The 23,124-nt window shown below is 72.9% G+C and carries 22 protein-coding genes; 7 read left to right on the top strand and 15 right to left on the bottom strand.

What is annotated here, in order from left to right; genetic code table 11:
• Positions 1-273: 273 nt before the first annotated feature.
• From ACFV61_RS15100 to ACFV61_RS15110, 3 genes are all read right to left on the bottom strand, one after another.
• Positions 274-1,080, bottom strand: a complete 807-nt coding sequence (locus tag ACFV61_RS15100) for a DUF3710 domain-containing protein (protein ID WP_363374242.1) — start codon at positions 1,078-1,080, stop codon at positions 274-276.
• Between the two features lie 69 nt (positions 1,081-1,149).
• A complete protein-coding gene (gene dut / locus ACFV61_RS15105) occupies positions 1,150-1,617 on the bottom strand; it encodes a dUTP diphosphatase (RefSeq protein ID WP_063349388.1) in 468 nt (155 codons plus the stop codon).
• On the bottom strand, positions 1,614-2,192 hold the full coding sequence (locus ACFV61_RS15110) for a PaaI family thioesterase (RefSeq protein WP_063351415.1): 579 nt from the start codon (positions 2,190-2,192) through the stop codon (positions 1,614-1,616). Before ACFV61_RS15110 ends, dut begins: the two co-directional genes overlap by 4 nt.
• A gap of 135 nt (positions 2,193-2,327) precedes the next feature.
• On the opposite strand from ACFV61_RS15110, the gene ACFV61_RS15115 reads away from it, so the two are divergent.
• Positions 2,328-2,777 carry a DUF3093 domain-containing protein gene (locus tag ACFV61_RS15115; protein ID WP_063349387.1) on the top strand — a complete coding sequence of 150 codons (450 nt, stop codon included), beginning with the start codon at positions 2,328-2,330 and terminating at the stop codon, positions 2,775-2,777.
• A gap of 308 nt (positions 2,778-3,085) precedes the next feature.
• Here the strand turns inward: ACFV61_RS15115 and ACFV61_RS15120 are convergent, their stop codons facing one another.
• The 4 genes from ACFV61_RS15120 to ACFV61_RS15135 all read right to left on the bottom strand — a co-directional run bounded on the left by ACFV61_RS15120 (position 3,086) and on the right by ACFV61_RS15135 (position 7,138).
• On the bottom strand, positions 3,086-3,385 hold the full coding sequence (locus tag ACFV61_RS15120) for a DUF4193 domain-containing protein (RefSeq protein ID WP_030057692.1): 300 nt from the start codon (positions 3,383-3,385) through the stop codon (positions 3,086-3,088).
• A gap of 473 nt (positions 3,386-3,858) precedes the next feature.
• A complete protein-coding gene (locus ACFV61_RS15125) occupies positions 3,859-4,842 on the bottom strand; it encodes an acyl-ACP desaturase (RefSeq protein WP_063349386.1) in 984 nt (327 codons plus the stop codon).
• Between the two features lie 240 nt (positions 4,843-5,082).
• A complete protein-coding gene (locus ACFV61_RS15130) occupies positions 5,083-6,366 on the bottom strand; it encodes a cell wall metabolism sensor histidine kinase WalK (protein WP_063349385.1) in 1,284 nt (427 codons plus the stop codon).
• Positions 6,367-6,484: 118 nt separating this feature from the next.
• Positions 6,485-7,138 carry a response regulator transcription factor gene (locus ACFV61_RS15135; RefSeq protein ID WP_063349384.1) on the bottom strand — a complete coding sequence of 218 codons (654 nt, stop codon included), beginning with the start codon at positions 7,136-7,138 and terminating at the stop codon, positions 6,485-6,487.
• 442 nt (positions 7,139-7,580) lie between these two features.
• Between ACFV61_RS15135 and ACFV61_RS15140 the strand changes: the two genes are divergently transcribed.
• The gene (locus ACFV61_RS15140) at positions 7,581-7,766 is read left to right on the top strand and encodes a hypothetical protein (RefSeq protein ID WP_030057688.1); all 186 of its coding nucleotides are present in this window, start codon (positions 7,581-7,583) and stop codon (positions 7,764-7,766) included.
• Positions 7,767-7,907: 141 nt separating this feature from the next.
• On the opposite strand, the gene ACFV61_RS15145 is transcribed toward ACFV61_RS15140, so the two are convergent.
• Both ACFV61_RS15145 and ACFV61_RS15150 read right to left on the bottom strand, forming a co-directional pair.
• The gene (locus ACFV61_RS15145; protein ID WP_063349383.1) at positions 7,908-8,726 is read right to left on the bottom strand and encodes an inositol monophosphatase family protein; all 819 of its coding nucleotides are present in this window, start codon (positions 8,724-8,726) and stop codon (positions 7,908-7,910) included.
• Between the two features lie 34 nt (positions 8,727-8,760).
• Positions 8,761-9,918 carry a ferrochelatase gene (locus tag ACFV61_RS15150; protein WP_380491997.1) on the bottom strand — a complete coding sequence of 386 codons (1,158 nt, stop codon included), beginning with the start codon at positions 9,916-9,918 and terminating at the stop codon, positions 8,761-8,763.
• 127 nt (positions 9,919-10,045) lie between these two features.
• On the opposite strand from ACFV61_RS15150, the gene ACFV61_RS15155 reads away from it, so the two are divergent.
• Together ACFV61_RS15155 and ACFV61_RS15160 are read left to right on the top strand one after the other, a co-directional pair.
• Positions 10,046-11,302 (top strand): MFS transporter, encoded by a 1,257-nt coding sequence (locus ACFV61_RS15155; protein WP_380336321.1) that lies wholly within the window; start codon positions 10,046-10,048, stop codon positions 11,300-11,302.
• A 104-nt stretch (positions 11,303-11,406) separates the two neighbouring features.
• Positions 11,407-12,729: a D-arabinono-1,4-lactone oxidase gene (locus tag ACFV61_RS15160; protein WP_380480680.1), complete on the top strand. Its 1,323-nt coding sequence runs from the start codon at positions 11,407-11,409 to the stop codon at positions 12,727-12,729.
• Here the strand turns inward: ACFV61_RS15160 and ACFV61_RS15165 are convergent, their stop codons facing one another.
• Positions 12,730-13,614 carry a hypothetical protein gene (locus ACFV61_RS15165; RefSeq protein WP_380428274.1) on the bottom strand — a complete coding sequence of 295 codons (885 nt, stop codon included), beginning with the start codon at positions 13,612-13,614 and terminating at the stop codon, positions 12,730-12,732.
• A 517-nt stretch (positions 13,615-14,131) separates the two neighbouring features.
• Here ACFV61_RS15165 and sepH point away from each other — a divergent pair.
• Positions 14,132-15,208, top strand: coding sequence for a septation protein SepH (gene sepH / locus ACFV61_RS15170; protein WP_079135886.1), 1,077 nt, complete (start codon positions 14,132-14,134; stop codon positions 15,206-15,208).
• A gap of 91 nt (positions 15,209-15,299) precedes the next feature.
• Here the strand turns inward: sepH and ACFV61_RS15175 are convergent, their stop codons facing one another.
• Positions 15,300-16,175, bottom strand: coding sequence for a sulfurtransferase (locus ACFV61_RS15175; protein WP_063351414.1), 876 nt, complete (start codon positions 16,173-16,175; stop codon positions 15,300-15,302).
• A gap of 382 nt (positions 16,176-16,557) precedes the next feature.
• On the opposite strand from ACFV61_RS15175, the gene ACFV61_RS15180 reads away from it, so the two are divergent.
• On the top strand, positions 16,558-17,097 hold the full coding sequence (locus tag ACFV61_RS15180) for a VOC family protein (protein WP_380491999.1): 540 nt from the start codon (positions 16,558-16,560) through the stop codon (positions 17,095-17,097).
• A gap of 17 nt (positions 17,098-17,114) precedes the next feature.
• On the opposite strand, the gene ACFV61_RS15185 is transcribed toward ACFV61_RS15180, so the two are convergent.
• From ACFV61_RS15185 to ACFV61_RS15200, 4 genes are all read right to left on the bottom strand, one after another.
• Complete coding sequence (locus ACFV61_RS15185; RefSeq protein ID WP_063349376.1) at positions 17,115-17,768, bottom strand: thymidine kinase; 654 nt, start codon at positions 17,766-17,768, stop codon at positions 17,115-17,117.
• Positions 17,769-17,829: 61 nt separating this feature from the next.
• The gene (locus ACFV61_RS15190; protein ID WP_063349375.1) at positions 17,830-19,017 is read right to left on the bottom strand and encodes an alkaline phosphatase family protein; all 1,188 of its coding nucleotides are present in this window, start codon (positions 19,015-19,017) and stop codon (positions 17,830-17,832) included.
• Between the two features lie 35 nt (positions 19,018-19,052).
• The gene (locus tag ACFV61_RS15195) at positions 19,053-19,652 is read right to left on the bottom strand and encodes a DUF5998 family protein (RefSeq protein ID WP_063349374.1); all 600 of its coding nucleotides are present in this window, start codon (positions 19,650-19,652) and stop codon (positions 19,053-19,055) included.
• A gap of 92 nt (positions 19,653-19,744) precedes the next feature.
• Entirely contained in the window at positions 19,745-22,570 is a 2,826-nt protein-coding gene (locus ACFV61_RS15200) for a GNAT family N-acetyltransferase (protein WP_380492013.1), read from the bottom strand.
• A 233-nt stretch (positions 22,571-22,803) separates the two neighbouring features.
• On the opposite strand from ACFV61_RS15200, the gene ACFV61_RS15205 reads away from it, so the two are divergent.
• Positions 22,804-23,085: an HPr family phosphocarrier protein gene (locus ACFV61_RS15205; RefSeq protein ID WP_063349373.1), complete on the top strand. Its 282-nt coding sequence runs from the start codon at positions 22,804-22,806 to the stop codon at positions 23,083-23,085.
• Positions 23,086-23,124: the final 39 nt, after the last annotated feature.

Below are 23,124 nucleotides of genomic sequence, written 5' to 3' on the forward strand. Positions count from 1 at the left end.
GTTGACTTTTGGCACGCTGTTGAGTTCTCAAGGAACGGACACTTCCTTCGGACCGCCTTCCAGCGGGCCCTCCGGGCGCTTCGTTCTTTCGTGTTTCAAGCTTATCAGATGTTTTCCGCTCCGTTTTCCGGAGTTTCATTCATCGGAATTCGCTTTCCGCTTGCCCCCGCTCTCTCGCGGCGACTCCGGAACTGTACGGGGACAGGCCCGCCACATGCAAATCGCCCCCGCCCGGGGTCCCGGGCAGGGGCGATCAGTGCGACACGGACCAGGTCAGCGGACCTCGGTGATCTCCGGACCGCGGGCGAACGGGTCGAGGGCCGCGCCGCCGAAACGGTTGTCGCCCTCGCCGGCCGCAGCCGCAGCCGCACCGCCGCCGTCGGCGACCATCTGGGCGTCCTCGGGGAGCTTCAGCACGATCGGGTCGCGGGGCGCCATCGGGCTCTCGCCCCGGACGACGACCGTCTGCTGGAAGACCTGCTCCAGGATCCCGGCCATTTCCGGCTGCACGGCGGCCTGGCCCGAGATCACACCGCGCAGGAACCAGCGCGGGCCGTCGCAACCGACGAAGCGCACCAGCTGTACGCCCTGGGTGCCGTCCGGCAGCTGCACCGGAACCTGCGCGCGGAGGTGCCAGCCGAGCGGGCCCTCCTCCTCCTCGATGAGGCCGCCCTGCGCGGTGATGCCGTTGGCGATCTCCTCGCGGACCTCCCCCCAGATGCCCTCCGACTTGGGAGCGGCGAAGGCCTGCAGCTGGATGGCGCTGTTGCCGAGGACCAGGGTCGCGGCGACGATCGCGTCACCGGCGACCTCCACCCGCAGCTCCATGCCCTCGACACCGGGGACCAGCAAACCCCCGAGGTCCACTCGCCCCTCCTCGGGGTTCTCCAGCTCGGAGTGGTCCCACGGACCGTCCGGCCGCGGGGCCGGCGGCAGGCCGACCTTGTCGGACGGGTCCAGCTCGGTCACGTTCTCGCTCTCGGCGGAACCTTCGACGTCATCGGCCGTCTCGTCGGCGCTGATGGCGTCGTCGGCGAGCTGCTCGACAGCGTCCTCGCTCTTCTGGCGACGACGGAACACGGTCACTGTCCTTCCCGGTCCAAGACCGATGCGAATACCTGCTCGGCTTCCTGCGAGGCCGCGGGAATGCTAGACCGCGGCGTGGCCGCCGGTCGACCCGAACCCGCCCTCGGCACGTGCCGACCCAGGCAGCTCGGCCACCTCGTGGAAACGGGCCTTCTCGACCTGCTGGATCACCAGCTGGGCGATCCGGTCCCCTCGGCGGAAGCTGACCCCCTCGCGCGGGTCCAGATTGACGACGATCACCTTGATCTCTCCACGGTACCCGGCATCGACCGTCCCCGGGGCGTTCACGAGGGCAACTCCGCAACGAGCTGCCAGCCCGGAGCGGGGGTGGACGAAGGCCGCGTAGCCGTCCGGGAGGGCGATCGCGATGCCGGTGGGCAGGACGGCCCGCTCACCGGGGGCCAGCTCGGCGTCCACGGCGGTGCGCAGATCGGCTCCCGCGTCGCCGGGCTGCGCGTAGGCGGGCAGCGGCAACTCGGGGTCGATGCGCCTGATCAGGACGTCCAGCGGCGGGCGGGGGGTGTTGCTCAAGGGTTCACCTCAAAGGCTCGTGCGCGCTTCATCAGATCCGGGTCGTCGAGGACCTTCTCGATGTCCTCGGGACGACCGTGCGTGGTGAAGTGTTCCAGCTTCACCTGGATGAAGAGCGCCTGCGCCCGCACCGCGACCGGTCCGTCGGGGCCGCCGATGCGCGCCTCGGCGGCGCTGTAGATCTTGCGGCCGTGGACGCCGGTGACCCAGGCGCGCAGGTGCAGCACCGAGTCGACCGGGACGGGGCAGAGGAAGTCGGTCTCCAGCCGGCCGGTGACGGCGGGGGCGTGCAGCAGCCAGTTGAGCGTGCCGAGGGTCTCGTCCATGGCGGTGGTCAGCACTCCGCCGTGGGCCAGGCCCGGGCCGCCCTGGTGGACGTCCCGGACGGCGAACTCGGCGGTGACGTCGAGTCCCTCGCCGGCGACCGCGTCGATCCGCAGCCCGCCGGGGTGTTGCGGTCCGCAGCCGAAGCAGTGCTCGTAGTGGGAGCCGAGCCGGGTGCCGGGGGCGGGCGCCTCGGGGGCGCGCGGCGGCAGTACGGCGTCCGGCGGCGGGGTGGTCGGGGACGGCGGCAGCGCGGGCGCCGGCCGGTCGGCGGGGGCGGTGGGGGTGGTCGAACCGGTCACGGGGCCCCAGCCTACCCAGGGGTAGGCGCGCGGCCGGTGGGGGTGGCGTCCCGGTGCCGGCGTCAGGGCGCCCACAATGGGGGCATGTACGACGAACGCCTCACGGTGCCGCGCTCCTGGTGGCTGCTCCCGGTCGCGACCGGGCTCACGCTCGCCCTGATCCTGCTGCGGGTCGGCGGTCTGGCCGCGCTGGTCGGGCTGGTGGTCGGCATCGCCGCCGGCGCGGTCGCGATCAGCAGCTACGGCTCGGTCCGGATCCGCGTGGTGCAGGGCTCACTGGTGGCCGGGCCGGCCCGGATCCCGGTGGACGCCCTGGGTACCGCGCACCCGCTGAGCCCCGCCGAGGCGGTGGCCTGGCGCGGGCCGAAGGCCAACCCGCGCGCCTTCATGCTGCTGCGCAGCTACGTCCCGACGGCGCTGCGGATCGAGGTGACCGACCCGTCCGACCCGACGCCCTACCTCTACCTGTCGACCCGCTCGCCGATGAAGCTGGCGGAGGCGCTGGAGGAGGCCCGTCGCGGCGCCCGCACCTAGGCACCCGCGCCCAGGGGCTCTCCGGCCGATCGTGCCGGACAGAGCACCTGGCGGAGGGACCCGCGCACGCCAGGGGGCAGCCCCGGACGCGCACAGGCCCGAAAAACGGAGAGGGACGGTTCCGCTGATGCGGGACCGTCCCTACGACTTTGTGCCGGCCGACGTGCTCATGGCCGACTCCGTCCTCCCGGTGCCGTCCGTCAGGACGACTCCCGGACCTGCCGTCCGGCCCCGCTGCCCGGGGCCGGAAGGGGCGCTGTGCCGGCCCCGCGGAAGCCGCGGGTGCCGGGCCCTGTCCGCCGCGGTGCTCAGGCGCCGCAGTCCCGGCAGATCGGGTTGCCGTTCTTCTCGCTGTACAGCTGACTGCGGTGGTGCACCAGGAAGCAGCTCATGCAGGTGAACTCGTCGGCCTGCTTCGGCAGCACCCGGACCGCGAGCTCCTCGTTCGAGAGGTCTGCGCCCGGGAGCTCCATGCCCTCGGCCGCGTCGAACTCGTCGACGTCGACAGAGCCGCCGCCCTTGTCGTTCCGCCGAGCCTTGAGTTCCTCGATGCTGTCTTCGTTGAGCTCGTCGTCGGTCTTGCGTGGGGTGTCGTAGTCCGTTGCCATTGTTCGCTCTCCCCCTCCGGGTTTGTGCGGTGTGTGCGGTATCTCCAGCGCACGTAACGCATGGGGGGTCGGTCTTGTGCCCGACCCGAGGCGGAGATTTTGCCTTACTTCAAGCCCTGTTACTCAATCGACACTCAGCCAGGGGTCCATTGGGGTGATCCACCAGGCTGCGGGAGGCCTCACGCTGGGCCATCGCCAGCCTCCTCCAGCATCCGCTCGGCGGCCACTCACAGTGAGCACGGGCCGCGCTGACGCTCGTCCATTCCCTTGCCCACCTGGGGTGCCGACCAATCATCCGGCCGGGTACTGACCCGAAATCCGGTCACGGACTGCGATCGGCACCCCAGCTCGGATGATCACTCTCCGAGGTCGGGTGAAGTCACGGAGCGACACGATGTGAGCTTGGTCACGTTCAGAATCTTCCAGGGCAAACCACGGAAAATCCACCCACTTCGACTGCTCCGCCGAACACCCTAGTCGGCGCTCCTGCGCGCGGCCCGGCGGGCCAGGATCGCGGCCTGGCGCTCCTCGAACTTACGCGCCTGGCCGTCCAGCCCGTCCAGGAAGACGCCGAGCTCGTTCTGCGCCAGCTGGCCCTCCGGGCCGAGGCCGCCGATCTCCATCACGCGCAGGTGGCGCAGCACCGGCTGCAGCACGTCGTCGTGGTGGATGCGCAGGTTGTAGACCCCGCCGAGGGCGATCTGCGCGGCGGCCCGCTCGAAGCCGGGGATGCCGTGGCCGGGCATCCGGAAGTCGGTGACCACGTCGGCCACGGCCCGCATGGCCTGGTCGGGGGCGATCTCCAGGGCGGCCTTCAGCAGGTTCCGGTAGAAGACCATGTGGAGGTTCTCGTCGTTGGCGATCTTCGCCAGCAGCTGGTCGCAGAGCGGGTCGCCGGCGTACTTGCCGGTGTTGCGGTGCGAGATGCGGGTGGCGAGCTCCTGGAAGGCCACGTACGCGACCGACTGCAGCATGCTGTGCGCGTTGTCGGACTCGAAGCCCTCGGACATGTGGCTCATCCGGGCCCGCTCCAGCTCCACCGGGTCGACGGCCCGGGTGGCGAGCAGGAAGTCGCGAATGGCTATCCCGTGCCGGCCCTCCTCGGCGGTCCAGCGGTGCACCCAGGTGCCCCAGGCGCCCTCGCGGCCGAACATGCTGGCGATCTCGTGGTGGTAGCTGGGGAGGTTGTCCTCGGTCAGCAGGTTCACCACCAGCGACACCCGGCCGAGCGGCGTCACCTGGGACTGCTCGACGGCCCAGGCGTCGCCGCCCAGCACCCCGTCGAAGTCGCGGCCCTGGCTCCACGGCACGAACTCGTGCGGCATCCACTCCTTGGCCACGGCGAGGTGGCGGTTGAGCTCCTTCTCCACGACCTCTTCGAGGGCCAGGATCAGCCGGGCGTCGGTCCAGCCGGTCGATCCGAGGGAGGCGCTGCTCTGCACAGGGGCGATGGTCACGGTCTTGCTCCTGGGGGACGGCACGCGCGGGACGGGCGCGTTGGGCGGGCACGTCTGCGGACGCACTTACGGTTCCGTAGGTTACGACACCGTAAGTTGCTCGGGCAGGAAATGACAAGCCGCCCCCGCCAGGCCTTATGTCGTCTTGACGGGCCTGACGGGGGCGGCGGTGAACGGTCGCTTACGGAGCGCGGCGGCGGGGAGGGCGCGGCGGGGCCGGGAGGGACCCGGCGGGCAGGGTCAGGGGTTGGGGATCCGGACCCGCATGGTGAGGCCGCCACCGGCGCGCGCAGTGGCCTCGATGGTGCCACCGTGGGCGCGCACCACCGAGCGGACGATGGACAGGCCGAGCCCGACCCCCTTGTCGCTGCGGGTGCGGTCGGCGCCCTTGACCCGGCGGAACGGCTCGAAGATGTGCTCCAGCTCGTAGCCGGGCACCACCGGGCCGGTGTTGGACACCACCAGCTCGCCGCCGCCGGGCACCTCGGCGGTGGCCAGCTCGACCCAGCCGCCGGGGGTGTTGTACCGGACGGCGTTCTGCAGCAGGTTGAGCGCCAGCCGCTCCAGCAGCACGCCGTTGCCCGCGACCACGGCCGGAGCGAGCTTGGAGCGCAGCTCGACCTCGCGCCGGTCCGCCTCGGCCCTGGTCTGCTCCAGGGCTCGGGTGGCCACCTCGGAGAGCTCCACCGGGCGGCGGTCGGTCAGCTCGTTCTCGCTGCGGGCGAGCAGCAGCAGGCCCTCCACCAGCTGTTCGCTGCGCTCGTTGGTGGCCAGCAGGGTCTTGCCGAGCTGCTGGAGGTCGGGCGAGGCGGCCGGGTCGGAGAGCTGGACCTCCAGCAGGGTGCGGTTGATCGCCAGCGGGGTGCGCAGTTCGTGCGAGGCGTTGGCGACGAAGCGGCGCTGGGAGTCGAAGGACCGGTCGAGCCGGTCCAGCATGTCGTCGAAGGTGTCGGCGAGTTCCTTGAGCTCGTCGTCCGGCCCGTCCAGCTCGATCCGCCGGTGCAGGTCGGAGGAGGCGACGTCGCGGGCGGTGCGGGTGATCCGGCCGAGCGGGCGCAGCACCCGGCCGGCCAGCGCGTAGCCGGCCGCGAAGGCGATCACGGCGAGGCAGACCAGCATCGTGAGCGACTTGCGCAGCAGGGTGTTGAGCGCCGAGTTGGAGCGCAGCAGGTAGTCGCCGGCCTGCTCCTGGTTGAACTGCGCGCTGTTCATCGGGACGCCGTTGACCCGCAGGCTGCCGTCGAACTGGAACGTGCGCGGCGCCAGGTTGTTCACGGCGTCCTGGAAGAACACGTACATCAGCAGCAGCAGGACCACGCCGGCCATCAGGAACATGCCGCCGTAGAGCAGGGTGAGCCGCATCCGGATGGTCGGCCGGAAGGGCAGCCAGGCGAGCATGCCGTCGCCGGGGGTGTAGCGACCGGGCTGGGGCGCGCGCGGGGGGTGCTGGGGCTTGGGCGGTACGGCGCGCGGGCCGCCGGCGGGCGCGCCGGAGGGCCCGCCGGCCGGGGGCGGGGTGGTCATGATGGTCCTCTCGGGGCGTCCGCCGGGGCGGGCGCGGGGTGGGTGGAGTCCGGCCGGGTCCGGCGAACGGATCCGGTCCGGTCCGCTCGGATCCGGTCAGGTGGTCCGGCGGGTCCGGTCAGATCCGGTAGCCGGAGCCCGGGACGGTGACGATCACCGGCGGGTCGCCGAGCTTGCGGCGCAGCGTCATCACGGTGACGCGCACGACGTTGGTGAACGGGTCGGTGTGCTCGTCCCAGGCCTTCTCCAGCAGCTGCTCGGCGGAGACGACGGCGCCGCCGGCCCGCATCAGCACCTCCAGGACGGCGAACTCCTTGGGGGCGAGCTGGACGGTGCGGCCCTCGCGGATCACCTCGCGGCGGCCCGGGTCGAGCGAGATGCCGGCCCGCTCCAGCACCGGGGGCAGCGGGACGGTCGCGCGGCGGCCCAGCGCCCTTACCCGGGCGACGAGTTCGCTGAAGGCGAACGGCTTCGGAAGGTAGTCGTCCGCGCCGATCTCCAGGCCCTCGACCCGGTCGCTAATGTCGCCGGAGGCGGTCAGCATGATCACCCGGGTGGCCAGGCCCTGTTCGACCACCTTGCGGCAGACGTCGTCGCCGTGGACCAGCGGGAGGTCGCGGTCCAGGACCACGACGTCGTAGTCGTTGACCGCGATGCGCTGGAGCGCGGCCTCCCCGTCGTACACCACGTCGACGGCCATCGCCTCGCGGCGCAGGCCGGTGGCGACAGCCTCGGCGAGCAACTGCTCGTCCTCGACGACGAGAACCCGCACGATCGTTGTCCCTTCTCCAGGCCGGCCCCGGAAGCGGACGCGCGGCTCCGACGGTGCCTCCATCCTGCCTGGTCCGCCGGTAAAGCAGCGATAAGCTGCCGCCCAGGCACGGAGCGTTGGCAGCGGGTGATGACCGTTCGTGTCGGGACCAGTCCGGTTGGACTGTGACACAGGCAACTTTCTCGGGCCGGAAGGTTTCCCCATCCCCCCGGCGGGGAGGACAGCTTCACACCCGCGATCTGGCTGTTGGCCGATCGCACCCACCCGCCGTGCGTTCATCCGCGCCGGCCCTGGGGCTGGGACGTCACCGGGAGCGGCCGAAGGTCGTCTCCGCGCTCGACCGGAGATCCACGACCTGCCGGACGGGGCGCTGCCGCTGGCCACACCTCCTCGGGGCGGAGAACGTACGACCGTGCACGTCCGACACAGTAAGGGGGCCCGTATGGACGCCTTCAAGGCCGGAATCCTGCAGCGCATAGCCAACGCCGAGCAGGATCTGCACCGCGCGATCGAGGCCGGGGACGAGTTCCTCGCCGAGGTGGAGCAGTCCGAGCTGGACGACCTCCGCCGGCTCGCCGCCGAGCACGGCGTGGACACCGTGCTGGAGCGCCACCGCACCGCCGCCTGATCCACCCGACCTTCCGACCCGACGCCGGACCTCCGGCACCAGCGGCCCTGCGGGGGTCGTGCGAAAACCCCAGGCCCTGGCATCCCCCGTATGCCAGGGCTCTTCGCTGTCCAGGGCCGTCCAAGGGCCCAGGGAACGCCTTCAGTCCGCCCAGGCGCGCAGCGCGGCCAGCCGCTCCTGCAGCGGCTGGTACACGCCCGGGGCGGCGGCCACGGTCAGCTCGCCGTCCGGGCCGTGCCCGGGGCGGCCGCCGACCAGGGCCCCGGCCTCGGCGGCGATCAGGCAGCCGGCCGCGCGGTCCCAGGGGGCGAGGCCGCGCTCGTAGTAGCCGTCCAGCCGCCCGGCGGCGACGTCGCACAGGTCCACCGCGGCGGCCCCGCCCCGGCGGATGTCCCGCACCTCGGGCATCAGGGACAGCAGCACCTCGGCCTGGCGGGTCCGCACCGACTGGACGTAGTTGAAGCCGGTGCCAATCAGCGCCTGGCCCCACGGCGGGGCCGGGCGAGTGGAGAGCGGCCGGCCGTCGAGCCGGGCGCCGCGCCCGAGGACTGCGTGGAACAGCTCGCCGCGGGCCGGCGCGTACACCACGCCGACGACCGCCCGGCCGTCCAGCTCGGCGGCCACGCTGACCGCCCAGGAGGGCAGCCCGTACAGGTAGTTGACCGTGCCGTCGAGCGGGTCGACGACCCAGCGCACCCCGCTGGTGCCGGGCCGCTCGGCGCCCTCCTCGCCGAGGTAGCCGTCCTCGGGGCGGCGCTCGGTGATCAGTTCCAGGACGAGCTTCTCGGAGGCGAGGTCCATCTCGGTCACCACGTCGACCGGACTGCTCTTGGTGCCGGCCACACCGAGGTCGGCGGGCCGGCCGTCGCGCAGCAGGGCGCCGGCCTGCCGGGCCGCGTCCAGGGCGACCTCCAGCAGGTCGTCGAGGAGCCGGTCGTCGGGCAGGGCGGGGGTGGGCACGGGTCTCTCCTCCGGGGGGGAACGGGACGGGCGGTCAGCGCTCGGCGGCGGCCGGGCGGGGGGCTCGCGGGTTGGGGCAGCAGGCCACCGCGCACACGTCGTGGCTGGGGCCGAGCGCGCCGAGGGCGCATCGGGTCACCGGCTCGCCGCGCTCGGCGGCGGCCCGCTCCAGGACCAGTTCGCGCACCGCGGCGGTGAACCGCGGGTCGGCGCCGACGGTGGCGGCGCGGGCCACCGGCAGGCCGAGTTCGGCGGCCTTGGCGACGGCCTCGGTGTCGAGGTCGTACTTGACCTCCATGTGGTCGGAGACGAAGCCGATCGGGACCATCACCACGGCGGGCGCGCCGTCGGCGTGCTGGGCCTCCAGGTGGTCGCAGATGTCCGGTTCCAGCCACGGCGTGTGCGGGGCGCCGCTGCGGCTCTGGAACACCAGCTCCCAGGGCCGGTCCGCGACGCCGGTGCGTTCGGCGACGGCCTCGGCGATCAGCCGGGCGACGTCCAGGTGCTGGGCGACGTACGCGCCGCCGGGGCGGCCGCGGGCCGGGTCGTCCGGGGCGCCGGAGGTCTCGGCCATGGCGTCCGGGATGGAGTGGGTGGTGAACGCCAACCGGGCGCTGGCCCGGACGTCCTCGGGCAGCCGCGCCAGGGCGGCCAGGGTGGCGTCGACCATCGGCTCGACGAACCCGGGGTGGTTGTAGAAGTGCCGCAGCTTGTCGACCCGCAGCTCGGGCAGGCCCTCCGCGGCGAGGGCGGCCAGCGCGTCGGCCAGGTTCTCCCGGTACTGGCGGCAGCCCGAGAAGCCGGCGTAGGCGCTGGTGGCGAGGACGGCGACGCGGCGGTGGCCGTCGGCGGCCAGTTCGCGCAGGGTGTCCACCAGGTAGGGCGCCCAGTTCCGGTTGCCCCAGTAGACCGGCAGGTCCAGGCCGTGCTCGGCGAAGTCCTTGCGCAGCGCGGCGAGCAGTTCGCGGTTCTGCTCGTTGATCGGGCTGACCCCGCCGAACAGGAAGTAGTGCTTGCCGACCTCCTTCAGCCGCTCCTTGGGGATGCCGCGGCCCCGGGTCACGTTCTCCAGGAACGGGACGACGTCCTCGGGGGCCTCGGGCCCGCCGAAGGAGAGCAGCAGCAGGGCGTCGTACGGCTGCGGCGCTGCCGGGGCGGCGCCGGACGGTGAGGGTTTGCGCGCGTCGGACATGGCACCGATCCTGCCATTGAGGGGCCGGAGACCCCCGTCAGGGCTGCGAGGATGTCCGGAAAATACTGTTTGCCAAGGTACGTAAGCTGTGTTCGCCAGCCTCGTTCCTTACCCCCGCGGAGCTCCCGTGCTGTCCAGCTACCGCCAGATATTCGCCTCCCCCGGCAGTCTGGCCTTCTCCTCCACCGGCTTCGTCTCCCGACTGCCGATCTCCATGACCGGCATCGGCATCGTGACCATGCTCTCCCAGCTGAGAGGCTCCTACGGGGTGGCGGGCCTGGTGTCGGCGACCCTGGCGATCTCCGCCGCGCTGCTCGGCCCGCAGGTCTCCCGGCTGGTGGACCGGCACGGGCAGCGCCGAATAATCGTCCCGGCCATGGCGCTCACCATCGTCGCCGTGGTCGGCCTGCTGCTGTGCGCCCGGTTCAAGGCGCCGGACTGGACGCTCTTCGTCTTCGCCGCCGGCATGGGCGTCATGCCGAGCACCGGCGCGATGGTCCGCGCCCGCTGGGCCCACCTGTACCGCGACGACGCCCCCAAGCTGCACACCGCGTACTCCTTCGAGGCCGTCGTCGACGAGGTCTGCTTCATCGTCGGCCCGATCCTCTCCATCGGCCTGGCCACCTCCGTCTTCCCCGAGGCCGGCGTCCTGCTCGCCGGGGTCTTCCTCGCCGTCGGCGTCCTGCTGTTCGCCGGGCAGCGCGCCACCGAACCGCCGGTCCACCCGGGCGCCCGGCACGTCGGCGGCTCGGTGATCCTCAACCGCGGCCTCCAGGTACTGATCCTCACCTTCGTCGCCACCGGCGCGATCTTCGGCTCGGTCGAGGTCGTCACCGTCGCCTACTCCGAAACCCAGGGGCACAAGTCCATCGCCAGCGTGATCCTCGCGCTGTGGGCGCTCGGCTCCTGCCTGGCCGGCGTGGTGTTCGGCACCCTCAAGCTCACCGGCTCGATGGCCGGCCGCTTCTTCGCCGGCGTCCTGTTCATGGCGCTCAGCATGGCGCCGCTGCTGCTGGTCGCCGAGTCGGTGCGCGGAGTCGGCGGGCTGATCGCGGTCGGCGGCGCGCTGCTGATCGCGGGCATCGCCATCTCCCCCACCCTGATCACCGCGATGGCCCTGGTCGAACGGCTCGTCCCGGCCGCCCAGCTGACCGAGGGCATGACCTGGACGACCACCGGGCTCGCCCTCGGCGTCGCCGTCGGCTCCTCCGCCGGCGGCTGGGTGGTGGACGCCGCCGGCTCCGCCGCGGGCTACTGGGTGCCCCTGACCGCCGGGGTCTTCGGCGTGGTCACCGCGCTCGCCGGACTGGGCCGGCTGCGCGCCGGACTCGCCGTCGACGAGCCCGCCGAAGCGGCCGAACAGACCGTAGACCTCGAACGGTGAACTGACTAATCTCTCCCTACCCGCGGGCCTACCCGCGGGTAGGGCGGCCCCCACCGCCCCGGACCGCGCCGACCCCGGTCGGCCACGGAGCAGGAGGCGGCGCCATGCCCCAGGCCAGTACCGCGACCCCCACCCGGTGGACCAACTGGGCCGGGAACCAGAGCGCCCGGCCCGCCCGGGCCGCCACCCCCGGCACCGCGGAGGAACTGGCCAAGGAGATCCTGCGCGCCGCCGAACAGGGCCGCACCGTCAAAGCCGTCGGATCCGGCCACTCCTTCACCTCGATCGCCTCCGCCGGCGACGGCGTCCTGCTCCGCCCGCACGCGCTCACCGCCGTCCGCGAGATCGACCGCGAGGCCGGCACCATCACCGTCGAGTCCGGCCTCCCGCTCGCCCGGCTCAACCGGATCCTCGCCGCCGAGGGCCTCTCCCTCACCAACATGGGCGACATCGAGGTGCAGACCGTGGCCGGCGCCACCAGCACCGGCACCCACGGCACCGGCCGCGACTCCGGCTCGCTCGCCGCCCAGATCCGCGCCCTGGAGATCGTCCTCGCCGACGGCAGCGTCCGGCGCTGCTCCCCCACCGAACACCCCCGGCTCTTCCAGGGCGCCCGGCTCGGCCTCGGCGCCCTCGGCGTGATCACCGCCCTGACCTTCGCCGTCGAACCGGCCTTCCTGCTCACCGCGCACGAGCAGCCGATGGCCTTCGACGAGGTGCTGGAACGGCTGGACGACCTCACCGCGGTCAACGAGCACTTCGAGTTCTACTGGTTCCCGCACACCGACCGCTGCGCCACCAAGCGCAACAACCGCAGCCAGGGCCCGGCCGCCCCGCTGCCCCGATTCAAGGAGTGGCTGGAGGACGACTTCCTCTCCAACACCGTCTGGGAGGGCGCCTGCCGGGTCGGCCGGCGCTTCCCCGCCAGCATCCCCGCCATCGCCTCACTGGCCAGCCGCGCCTGGTCCGACCGCAGCTACACCGACACCGCGCACCGGGTGTTCACCAGCCCGCGCAAGGTGCGCTTCGTGGAGATGGAGTACGCGGTGCCGCGCGCGGCCGTCGCCGGGGTGCTGCGCGAACTGAAGGCCCTGGTCGAGCGCTCCGACTGGAAGGTCGGCTTCCCGGTGGAGGTGCGCTTCGCCCCCGCCGACGACCTCTGGCTCTCCACCGCCTCCGGGCGGGACAGCGCCTACATCGCCGTCCACCTCTACCGGGGCACCGCCGACCAGGGCTACTTCACCGGCGTCGAACAGCTGATGTGCGCCCACCAGGGCCGCCCGCACTGGGGCAAGCTGCACACCCGGGACGCCGAGTACCTGTCCGGCGCCTACCCGCACTTCGGCGACTTCACCGCCCTGCGCGACGAGGTCGACCCGCAACGCGTGTTCGGCAACGACTACCTGCGCCGGGTCCTCGGCGCCTGATCACGGGGTGGCGCCCTGGGTCGGCGCCGCGGGCTGCGGCGGGGCCACGGAGGCGGGGGCGTTGCTCGGCACCGGCGGCTGCGGGCTCGCCCCGCCGGAGGTGCCGGAGGGCTTCCCGCCGTCCGCGGTCGGCGACGAACCGGCCGACGGCGTCGCGCTCGGACCCGCCGAGGGCGAGGCCGTACCGCCGCCGTGCCCACCGGTCCCACCGCTCGGGCTCGTGCTCGGGCCCGTACTCGGCTCCCGGCTCGGCCGCGTCGTCGCCGGGGCCGAGGCACCGCCGGACGGCGAGGGCTCCGAGCCGTGCCCGCCGCCGGTGGAGGGCCGCTCCGTCGGCGGCGCCTCCCGCGGGGAGGGGGACTTCGGGCTCACCACGCCGCCGAAGGAGGTGCCGTTGCCCGACTCGCCCTTCACCGTCGCCGACACCGGCTGCCCGGTGGCCAGTTCGAACGCCAGGATCGGCGTCATCGCCACCACGAACACCAGCCCCGACACGGCCGCGTAGGTCTTCCAGGTCCACCGCCGACGCGCCCGGACCACCTGCGGCTCGTTCCACTCCGAGGAGATCGCCGACGGCGCCGGCTCCACCGGGCGCTCCGACACCTGGCGCAGCCCGTTCACGGCGTGGCCGGGCCCCCGGTCCACCACCGCCTCACGCAGCTGCTCGCCGGTACGCCGGAAGATGTGCTGGAACACCGCACCGCCGGTGGTGGCCCCGACACTGACCACCGCCGCACCCAGGATCGTTCCGTACACGCCGAGTTCGGAGGCGAACAGCGCCCCCACCACCGTGGCCAGCGCACTCGCCGCGACCTGAGCCACACTCAGATCGATCCGCTTGCGCTCCTTCTTGCCGCCCTCCTCGGCGGGGCTCCGCTCCGGCATCAACATCCCTCGGTCCGTACGACTGTTCCTCGAACAAGTCACTCCATCTTGCCCAAAGAAGGACACAAGGGACGAAAATGCGGTTCTCCGGCCCCGATATATGTGAAGATGATCACCGTTCACCCGCCGGTGGTCCGCCGTTGGGGGCATGCACTCTTGAGATTCCCGTGAATCGCGGGAGACTTGAGCGGCGAGCCGCCCCTTCGGATGCCACGAATGGAGTACTGTTCGTAAAGCCTGAGCCTTGGGTCGACTTGTCGACTGCGCCCACACCGGCAGATTGACGAAGAGCCACGGAACAGGCACGCACGGCGACGCCCGTCCCGGACCGTCGCGAACACTCCGCGTGCGAGGACGGCCGGGGCACCCAGGCGCGACGTCGACGGATGGCGTGGCAAAAAGGCAACCGTGCCACAGCGGCGTGACCGGGCGTATGCCCGACACGCCGGGGAACTCAGCAAGGTTGTGGCCAGTCGCGAGTGGGCAGGCCACACTCAGTACGGGAGCAGCGACGCAGGTGACGTCGGCAGGCACCACCCGGGAGGTAACCGTGCCCGAACTGCGGGTTGTGGCCGTCAGCAACGACGGCACACGGCTGGTGCTCAAGGCTGCCGACAGCACGGAGTACACCCTTCCCATCGACGAGCGGCTGCGCGCCGCCATCCGCGGGGATCGTCCGCGCCTCGGCCAGATCGAGATCGAGGTCGAGAGCCATCTGCGGCCCCGGGACATCCAGGCCCGGATACGAGCCGGTGCCTCCGCCGAGGAGGTCGCCCAGGCCGCCGGCATCTCCGTCGACCGGGTCCGCCGCTTCGAGGGTCCGGTCCTCGCCGAGCGCGCCTTCATGGCCGAACGCGCCCGCAAGACCGCCATCCGCCGCAACGGCGAATCCACCGGGCCCCAGCTCGGCGAGGCCGTCGCCGAGCGGCTCGCGCTGCGCGGCGCCGAGAAGGACACCGAACGCTGGGACTCCTGGCGGCGCGACGACGGCACCTGGGAGGTCATCCTCGCCTACCGTGCCGACGACGAGGGCCGCAGCGCCTCCTGGACGTACGACCCGCCCCGGCGCCTGGTCCAGCCCAACGACGACGAGGCCCGCGCGCTGATCGGCGAGAACGTCGAGCGCGAGGAGGAGTCGGTCTTCCCGTTCATCCCGCGGATCGCCCGGCTCCCCCAGGACCGGCCGCCCCGCCCGATGATCGACCGGCCCTCCGCCGACCGCATCATGTCCGCCCGCGAAGTCCGCGAGTCCCGCGAGGCCACCGCCGAGTCCAGGGACTCCCTGACCAGCCTGCTCGACGTGGTCCCCGCCTTCCGCGGCGACCTCGCCGTCGGCCCCGCCCCGATCGAACCGGTGCCCGCAGAGGTCGCCGAGGAGAGCGAGGAGGCGGCCGCGGCCGCCGCACCGGCGGTCGGCGCGGGCTCGGCCTACGCCGACATCCTGATGCCGCGGGCCGTCGCCCCGCACCGCGAGCGCCTGGTCGGCACCACCGACCGCCAGGCCGAGGCGGACGGCGTCCGGCCCGGCCGCCGGGCCACCGTGCCCAGCTGGGACGAGATCGTCTTCGGCAGCCGGCGCAAGAAGCAGGAGTAGCAGAAGCAGAGTGATGCAGGGCGCCGGCTCAGCCGACGCCCTGCATCACTTTGTGCACGTCGGGAAATCCCGCCTCAGAACGTTCCCCGGCTCAGCCCGGCTGGTCGGTCACCGCCACCGGGCGGGCCTCGTCGCTCGACCACTCGCTCCACGACCCCGGGTACAGCGTCGCCGGCAGGCCCGCCACCTCCAGCGCCAGGATCTGGTGCGCCGCCGTCACCCCCGAACCGCAGTACACCGCCGTCTCCCGCTCACCCGCGCCCAGCGCGCGGAACCGCGCCGTCAGCTCCGCGGCCGACCTGAACCGCCCGTCGGCCGCCACGTTCTCGGCCGTCGGCGCCGACACCGCGCCCGGGATGTGCCCGGCGCGCGGGTCCACCGGCTCGCTCTCGCCCCGGTAGCGGTCCCCCGCCCGGGCGTCCAGCAGCAGCGCACCGCGCGCCCAGGCCGCCGCGCCGTCCGCGTCCACCACGGGCAACTGCCCCGGGACCGGCTTGAAATCACCCTCCGCCGGCGCCGGAACCTCCGCCGTCACCGGCAGTCCGGCCGCCGACCAGGCCGCGTACCCGCCGTCCAGCACCCGGACGTCCCGGTGCCCGGCCCAGCGCAGCAGCCACCAGGCGCGGGCCGCCGCCAGCGAGGCCGCGCCGTCGTACACCACCACCGGGCGGTCGGAGTCCACCCCCAGGCGGCGCATCGCCGCGCCGAACTCCTCCGGGTCCGGCAGCGGGTGGCGGCCGCCCCGGCCGGGGGCGCCCGGCGGGGCCGCGAGGTCCCGGTCCAGATCGACGAAGCGGGCGCCGGGCAGGTGCCCGGCCCGGTACTCCTCGACGGCGGTCGGGCCGGACTGCGCGGCACCGACCAGCCGGTAGCGCACGTCCAACAGCACCGGCGGGCGCGCGGAGGCGAGCGCCTGCGCCAGCCCGGCCGCGGAGATCAGCGGGGAACCGTCGTTGTAGGTGGTCATGGCGGCCATTGTCGCGCAGCGCCGCCAACCCGCCGCTCTTTGTGCGCTCTTTGCCGGAATTTCCGCGCGGCCCGAGGGTTCGACGCGCGCCAGAGTGGAAGCATCACCCTCGCGCGCGAGGATTTCCGTGCGCCAACCACCCATTGCGCCAACCACCCATGAGGAGGCCCGCATTGCCCGCGGTGGAACTCCGACTGGCCCAGGGCACCCCCTGCTGGGTCAGCCTGCTGACCGACGACCTGGCCGGCGCCCGCGCGTTCTACGCCGACCTGCTCGGCTGGACCTACACCCCGGGCCCCGGCCAGCTCGGCGCCTACGTCCGCGCCGAACTCGACGGGCACCGGTCGCCGGCCTCGGCGTCTCCACCGCCACCGGCTTCCCGGTGCAGTGGACCACCTACTTCGCCGTCGACGACGCCGACCACACCGCCCAACTGGTGCGCTCCTGCGGCGGAACCGTGGCCGTCGGGCCGCTCCAGGCCGAACGCGCCGGGCGGATGGCCATCGCCGCCGACGTCTCCGGCGCCGTCTTCGGCCTCTGGCAGGGCGAGGAGCACACCGGCCGGGAGGCCGGGCCCGAACCCGGCGGACCGGCCTGGACCGAACTGCTCACCCCCGACACCGACGGCGCCGTCGCCTTCTACACCGCCGTACTCGACCGCCCCGTCCGGCACGCCGACGACGAGTCCGCGCTACTCGTGCACGGGCAACCGGTCGCCGGCATCCGGCACCGCGCCGAACTGCGCGGCCATCCGCCCCGCTGGCGGGTCCACTTCGCCGTCCGCGACGCCGACGCCACCGCCCGGCACGCCGTCGGACTCGGCGGCCGCGTCCTGGTCCCACCGCACGACACCGCCCGCGGCCGCGCCGCCCGGCTGTCCGACCCGCAGGGCGGGCACTTCTCGGTGCTGGAACTCCGCTAGCGCGCCCAGGACAGGACTCAGACCTGCTGCTCGAAGGGCAGCACGTCCGGGGAGAGCACCGAGGCCCGGGCCGTCGCGGCGGTCAGCCGGCGGCGGTGGTGCCGGCGGCAGAGCACCTCGTACCCGACCTCGTCCTCGTTCACCGAGATGTCGCCGACCACCACCTGGGCGCCCTCGACCACCATCACCCCGCCCACCGTCCGGGCGTTGTGCGTCGCCCGCGCACCGCACCAGCACAGCGCCTCGACCTGGAGCACCTCCACCCGGTCGGCCAGCTCGATCAGCCGCTGGGAGCCGGGGAACAGCCGGGTGCGGAAGTCCGTGGTGATCCCGAACGTGTAGGCGTCGATGTCGAGTTCGTCCACCACCCGGGCCAACTGGTCGACCTGCTCGGCGGCGAAGAACTGCGCCTCGTCGCAGATCAGGTAGTCCACCCGGCCGCCCGCCGAGAGCCGGTGCACCACGTACGCGTGGAAGTCGAAGTCGTCCGTCACCTCGACCGCGTCCGCCCGCAGGCCCAGCCGGCTGGAGATGGTCGCCGCACCGGCCCGGTCGTGGCGGGTCAGGATGAGTCCCTGCCGGCCGCGGGCGGAGTGGTTGTGGTCCATCTGCAGCGCCAGCGTCGACTTGCCGCAGTCCATCGTGCCCGAGAAGAACACCAGTTCAGCCATGGGTGGAGCAAAGGCCTTTCACATCAGGGGAGTTCGGGCACAGAAGAGTCAAGGACCTGGCTCAGCCGCGAACTTCGAGCAGCGGCACGAACTGCTCGACCGGGGTCATCGAACCGTGCAGACCGATCATCGCGGACTCGCCCGGCTCGTTGCGGGAGGCGGTGATCGCGATGTCGTCCCGCGCCGCGGCCACCACGTCGCCGATCCGCCCGTACACCCGCTCGTCCACGACCGGACCGAACCAGCCCGCCGCGATCGCCTGGTCCCGGGTGGCCACCCACATCCGGTCGCCCAGCACCTCGCTCCAGACCGCGAACACGTCGGCCGCCGCACCGGGCACCGCGTACACGTGCCGGGCCCGGCCCTCGCCGCCCAGCAGGGCCACGCCGGCGCCCAGCTCCCAGTCCTCGTCGAAGTCGATCCGGTCCTCCGGCGCGATGTCGATCATGCCGTGGTCGGCGGTCACGTACATCGCCGAACGCGGCGGCAGCCGCTCGGCCAGCCGGCGGGCCAGCCGGTCCACCGCGTCCAGGGTCATCCGCCACTCGTCCGAGTCCACCCCGAAGCGGTGGCCCGCACCGTCCAGCTCGCTGACGTACGTGTAGACCAGCGCCCGGTCGTGCTCGGCCAGCCAGGAGGCCGCCAGGTCCATCCGCTCCTCGCCCGTGGTCCGGCCCAGGAAGGTGCCGCCGGACAGCGCCACCCTGGTCAGCGGCGTCTGCGAGAACAGCGGGGAGGACACCTGCGCGGTCGCCACCCCGGCGGCGTCCGTCCGCTCGAAGACCGTCGGGTACGGCTGCCAGACGTGCGGGTCGGTGTGCGGCTGCCAACGCAGCTGGTTCATCAGATAACCGGCGCCCGGCACCGCGACCGTGTACCCGGCCAGACCGTGCAGCCCCGGCGGGGTGCCGGTGCCGACCGAGGCCAGCGAGGTCGCCGTGGTCGACGGGAAACCGGCGGTCAGCGGGCGGCCCGAACCACCCATCGAACTCCCGGCCAGCGAGGACAGGAACGGCGCGTACTCCGGGTGCCGCAGCAGCAGCTCCCAGCCCAGGCCGTCCACCAGGAACACCACCACCCGGTCCGCCGGGGCGATCGGCAGGGTCGCGGTGAAACCCGGAACGCCCAGGCCCGCCGCCACCGAGGGCAACAGGTCGCAGAGCGAACCGCTGCCGTACGGGGGCGCGGGAGCCGCGGCCGGGTCGAGGATCTCGAAGGCGTCGAAGCCGCCGGAAGGTGCGAAGGACATGAAACCGGATTCGTAGCAGTCGAAGGCGGCGGCGCTCAGACCCGCGGGCCGTTGCTGATCGTCGCGTCGGAGAGCGCGCGGGCGAACACCAGTGCCTGGGCCACCGTCTCCGGGCCGTCACCGGCCTCGCTCACCCGCAGTGAGAGATCGTCAGCCGTCGCCGAACCCGTGTAGCCGTGGTCAGCCTCGCAGTTCGGGTCCGAACAGCCCGCGGGCTCCAGGTCCAGCCGCTGCACCGCACCCCAGCCGATCGTCAGCACCACCTCGCGCGGCAGCGTCCCCGGCGTGTACGTCTCCGGGTTCGCGACCATCCGGCTCAGCACGACCGAACCGATCCGGTCCAGCCGGACACTCTCCGTCGACGTCGTCGCGAACGGCACCGCCGGACTGCCCGCGTCCCCCGACTGCTCGTCGGTGTGGCTCACCACGAACCGCGTCGGGGTCAGCACCAGCACCGTCACGTGCCGACGCACCTCGTTGGCGTCGAAGGTCGTCTCCTGGTGCACCAGGTAGGAGCTGATCGGCTCCGGGCCCACCGCGGCCTCGACCGCCTCGGACACCAGGGCCGGGTAGTAACCGCTGCGCTCGATCGCCGAGCGCAGGTCCTGAGTGCTGGTGGTACCGGTCTTCGCCATAACTCCATCCTGGCATGGTCCGCCGACGAAGCGGGCGGCACGGCGCCGAGCTTCGGACAACAGCGCCCACAGGCAGGCGCAACCAAGGAAGGTTACAGGCTGCTCATCGCGCGCGGGCCCAGATCGCTACGGACGGGCAGCGGCGCGATCCGCACCCGCGCCCCCAGGATCGCCAGCCCGTACGGGGCCACGACCACCGGTTCGAGATCCACCGAGGCGATCTCCGGCACGTCGTCCACCAACTGCGACACCCGCAGCAGCAACTCCTCCAACGCGCCGGTGTCCACCGCCTCCGCACCCCGCCAACCGAACAGCAGGGGCGCCGCCCGCACCTCCCGGACCAGCCCGGCCACCTCCTGGTCGGTCGCCGGGACCAACCGGTGCGCCACATCGCCCAGCAGCTCGGCGGGCGCCCCCGCCAGGCCGAACGACAGGATCGCGCCGACCGCCGGATCCACCGTGGCACCGATCACGGTGTCCACCCCGCGCGGCGCCAGCCGCTGCACCACCAGCTCCGCCTGCGCCGCACCGCCCAGCAGCGCGTCCAGCTCGCGGTGCGCCCGGCGCAGCCCGGGCTCGCCGGTCAGGTCCAGCCGCACGCTGCCCAGGTCCGGGCGGTGGCGCAGATGCGGGGCGGTGGCCTTCAACGCCACCGGATAGCCGAGTGTCGCCGCGGCCCGCACGGCCGCCTCCTCGTCCGGCGCCGGCAGCGCCGGGAAGACGTCGATGCCGTAGCGCGCCAGCAGCTCACGGGCCCCCGCGTCCGGCAGGGTGATCCGGGCGCCGCCCGGCTGCGTCCGCGCGGCGATCGCCGTCCGGGTGCTCAACGCCGCCTCGACCAGCGCGCGGGCGCCCGGCTCGTCGATCCGGTCCAGCTCGGGCACCCGGGCCGTCTCCTCCGCCTCGGCCGTCCGGCGCCGCCACTGCGCGTAGTGCACCGCGTGCGCCAGCGCCCGCACCGCCCGCTCCGGCGCCGCGAACGCCGGCACGCCCCCCGGGCGCAGCCGGACCGGCAGATCGGTCAACGCCAAATGGGCGAGCACCAGCGGCTTGCCCAACTCCCTTGCCCTTCCGCTGGCTTCGAGCAGTGCGTCGGCGATCTCCGGATCGTCCGAACCCATCTCCGGATCATCCGGACCGGTCAGCCGACCGCCCATGAAGGCGTGCGCGGACGTGCCGATCGGCGGGATCGCCACCGCGATCACCGCGTCCACCGCCGGATCGGCCAGCGCCACGTCCAGCGCGATCCGGAAGTTCTCGCCCGTCGCGGCCGTGGTCAGGTCCACCGGCGTGCGCGGCCGCAGGCCCGCGCTCAGGCAGGCGTCGTAGGTCAGCAGACCCAGCGAGTCCGAGTTGCCGACCACCGCGACCCGGTCCCCCGGCGGCAGCGGCTGCAGGGCCAGCAGCTCCCCGGTGTCGTACAGCTCGGTGATCGTCTCCACCCTGATCACGCCCGCCTGCTCGAACAGCGCGTCCACCGTCGCGTCACGCAGCCCCGTCGCGGTCGCCGGCACCGCGTGGCCCGGCGGCAGGCTGCCGGTGTGCCGGGCGCCCTTCACCACCACGACCGGCTTCACCGCGGCCAGCCGGCGCGCGATCCGGGTGAACTTGCGCGGGTTGCCGAAGGACTCCAGGTAGAGCAGCACCACCTCGGTGGCCTCGTCCTCCGCCCAGTACTGCAGGAAGTCGTTCCCGGAGACGTCCGACCGGTTGCCCACCGAGGCGAAGGAGGACACCCCCAGGCCCCGGCGGTGCGCCGACTCCAGCAGGGCCACCCCGATCGCGCCGGACTGGCAGAAGATCCCGAACCCGCCCCGGCCCGGCAGCTGCGGGGCCAGCGAGGCGTTCAACGGGTGGCCCGGATCGGTGTTGATCAGGCCGAAGGCGTTCGGGCCGATCACCCGCATCCCCGCCGCCCGCGCCTGGCGCACCAGCGCGCGCTGGCGGTCCCGGCCCTCCGGACCGGTCTCCGCGTACCCGGCGGTCACCACCACCAGGCCCTGCACCCCGTGCGCGCCGCACTCGGCGACAGCCGCCGGGACGGCCCCCTCCGGGACGGCGATCACCGCGAGATCCACCGGCCCGGGAATGTCCAGAACCGAACGGTGCACCGGGACGCCGTCCAGCCCGGTGCCCGGCGGGGCGTTGCGGTTCACCGCGTACACCGGGCGCGTGTCGTCGGCGCTGCCCAGCAGGTCCCGCAGGATCGCCCGGCCCACCGTCTGCGGATTGCGCGACACCCCGATCACCGCCACCGACCGCGGGGTCAGCAGCCGCTGCACCGACTTCGCCTCCGCCCGGTGCTCGCGCGCCCGCATCACCGCCAGCGAACGGTCCGTCTGCTCAAGATCGAACTCCAGGTGCACCACACCGTCGGTGAAACTGCGGCGCTGCGTGTAGCCGGCATCGGTGAAGACCTTCACCATCTTCCGGTTCTCCGGCAGCACCTCCGCCTGGAACCGGCGGATCCCGCGCTCCTGCGCCACCGCCGCGATGTGCTCCAGCAGCGCCGAGGCCACCCCGCGGCCCTGATGGGCGTCCTGCACCAGGAACGCCACCTCGGCGTCCGTCCCGGCCTCGGACGGACGGCCCTGCGCGTCGATCCGGTCGTAGCGGACGGTCGCGATGAAACGGTCCCGGACCACCACCGCCAGCGCCACCCGGTCCACGAAGTCGTGGTGGGTGAAACGGCGGACGTCCTTCTCCGACAGCCGGGGATAGGGGGCGAAGAAACGGAAGTACTTGGACTGGTCCGACACCTGTGCGTAGAACTCCACCAGACGCTCCGCGTCCTCCGGCGTGATCGGCCGGATGCGGGCCGTACCGCCGTCCCGCAGCAGGATGTCGGCCTCCCAGTGCTGGGGGTAATCCGGTCCGGATTCCCGCCGGTCACCGGGGTCCTGCTCGGGCTGCGCCACTGCGGAGTCGTCCACATTCGTCAGGTTATCCGGCAGCGAGCCGAATGGCGCCGGGCGCACACTGGCAGCAGGGTGGGCAGGGCCGCCGGCCGGGCCTTATGCCCCGAAAAGAAACAATCACAAGTCCCGAACGCGGCGGCTCGCAGGGGCCGCCTGCGTGCAACACTGGTCTAGACAACATGGCCGCTTCCCCGAGCACGGCCGTAACCAGCTTCACCGGAAAGGCACGTCTCATGGCTGAGCGCCGCGTCACCATCGGTTGGGCCGAGGGCCTGCACGCCCGTCCCGCCTCCGTCTTCGTCCGGGCCGTCACGGCCACCGGCGTGCCGATCACCATCGCCAAGCCCGGCGGCAACCCCGTCAACGCCGCCTCCATGCTCGGCCTGCTCGGCCTCGGCGCCCAGGGCGGCGACGAGGTCATCCTCGCCTCCGACGCCGACAACGCCGACGACGCCCTGGACCGCCTCGCCAAGCTCGTCCAGGAAGGCCTCGACGAGCTCCCGGCCGCGGCCTGAGCCAACTCGACCGACAGAAGCGCCCGGCAGTCCTAACAC

It is taken from the genome of Kitasatospora sp. NPDC059817 (assembly GCF_042731835.1).
GTDB lineage: Bacteria > Actinomycetota > Actinomycetes > Streptomycetales > Streptomycetaceae > Kitasatospora.

What these genes read in the sequence shown, in the direction of transcription:
- ACFV61_RS15130 (WP_063349385.1), bottom strand. Translation starts at nt 6,366, where the DNA reads ATGACCACCCCGCCCCCGGCCGGCGGGCCCTCCGGCGCGCCCGCCGGC.
- ACFV61_RS15205 (WP_063349373.1), top strand. Translation starts at nt 22,804, where the DNA reads ATGGCTGAGCGCCGCGTCACCATCGGTTGGGCCGAGGGCCTGCACGCC.
- ACFV61_RS15120 (WP_030057692.1), bottom strand. Translation starts at nt 3,385, where the DNA reads ATGGCAACGGACTACGACACCCCACGCAAGACCGACGACGAGCTCAAC.
- ACFV61_RS15150 (WP_380491997.1), bottom strand. Translation starts at nt 9,918, where the DNA reads ATGTCCGACGCGCGCAAACCCTCACCGTCCGGCGCCGCCCCGGCAGCG.
- ACFV61_RS15195 (WP_063349374.1), bottom strand. Translation starts at nt 19,652, where the DNA reads ATGGCGAAGACCGGTACCACCAGCACTCAGGACCTGCGCTCGGCGATC.
- ACFV61_RS15185 (WP_063349376.1), bottom strand. Translation starts at nt 17,768, where the DNA reads ATGGCTGAACTGGTGTTCTTCTCGGGCACGATGGACTGCGGCAAGTCG.
- ACFV61_RS15115 (WP_063349387.1), top strand. Translation starts at nt 2,328, where the DNA reads ATGTACGACGAACGCCTCACGGTGCCGCGCTCCTGGTGGCTGCTCCCG.
- ACFV61_RS15175 (WP_063351414.1), bottom strand. Translation starts at nt 16,175, where the DNA reads ATGACCACCTACAACGACGGTTCCCCGCTGATCTCCGCGGCCGGGCTG.
- ACFV61_RS15190 (WP_063349375.1), bottom strand. Translation starts at nt 19,017, where the DNA reads ATGTCCTTCGCACCTTCCGGCGGCTTCGACGCCTTCGAGATCCTCGAC.
- ACFV61_RS15165 (WP_380428274.1), bottom strand. Translation starts at nt 13,614, where the DNA reads ATGCCGGAGCGGAGCCCCGCCGAGGAGGGCGGCAAGAAGGAGCGCAAG.
- ACFV61_RS15140 (WP_030057688.1), top strand. Translation starts at nt 7,581, where the DNA reads ATGGACGCCTTCAAGGCCGGAATCCTGCAGCGCATAGCCAACGCCGAG.
- ACFV61_RS15160 (WP_380480680.1), top strand. Translation starts at nt 11,407, where the DNA reads ATGCCCCAGGCCAGTACCGCGACCCCCACCCGGTGGACCAACTGGGCC.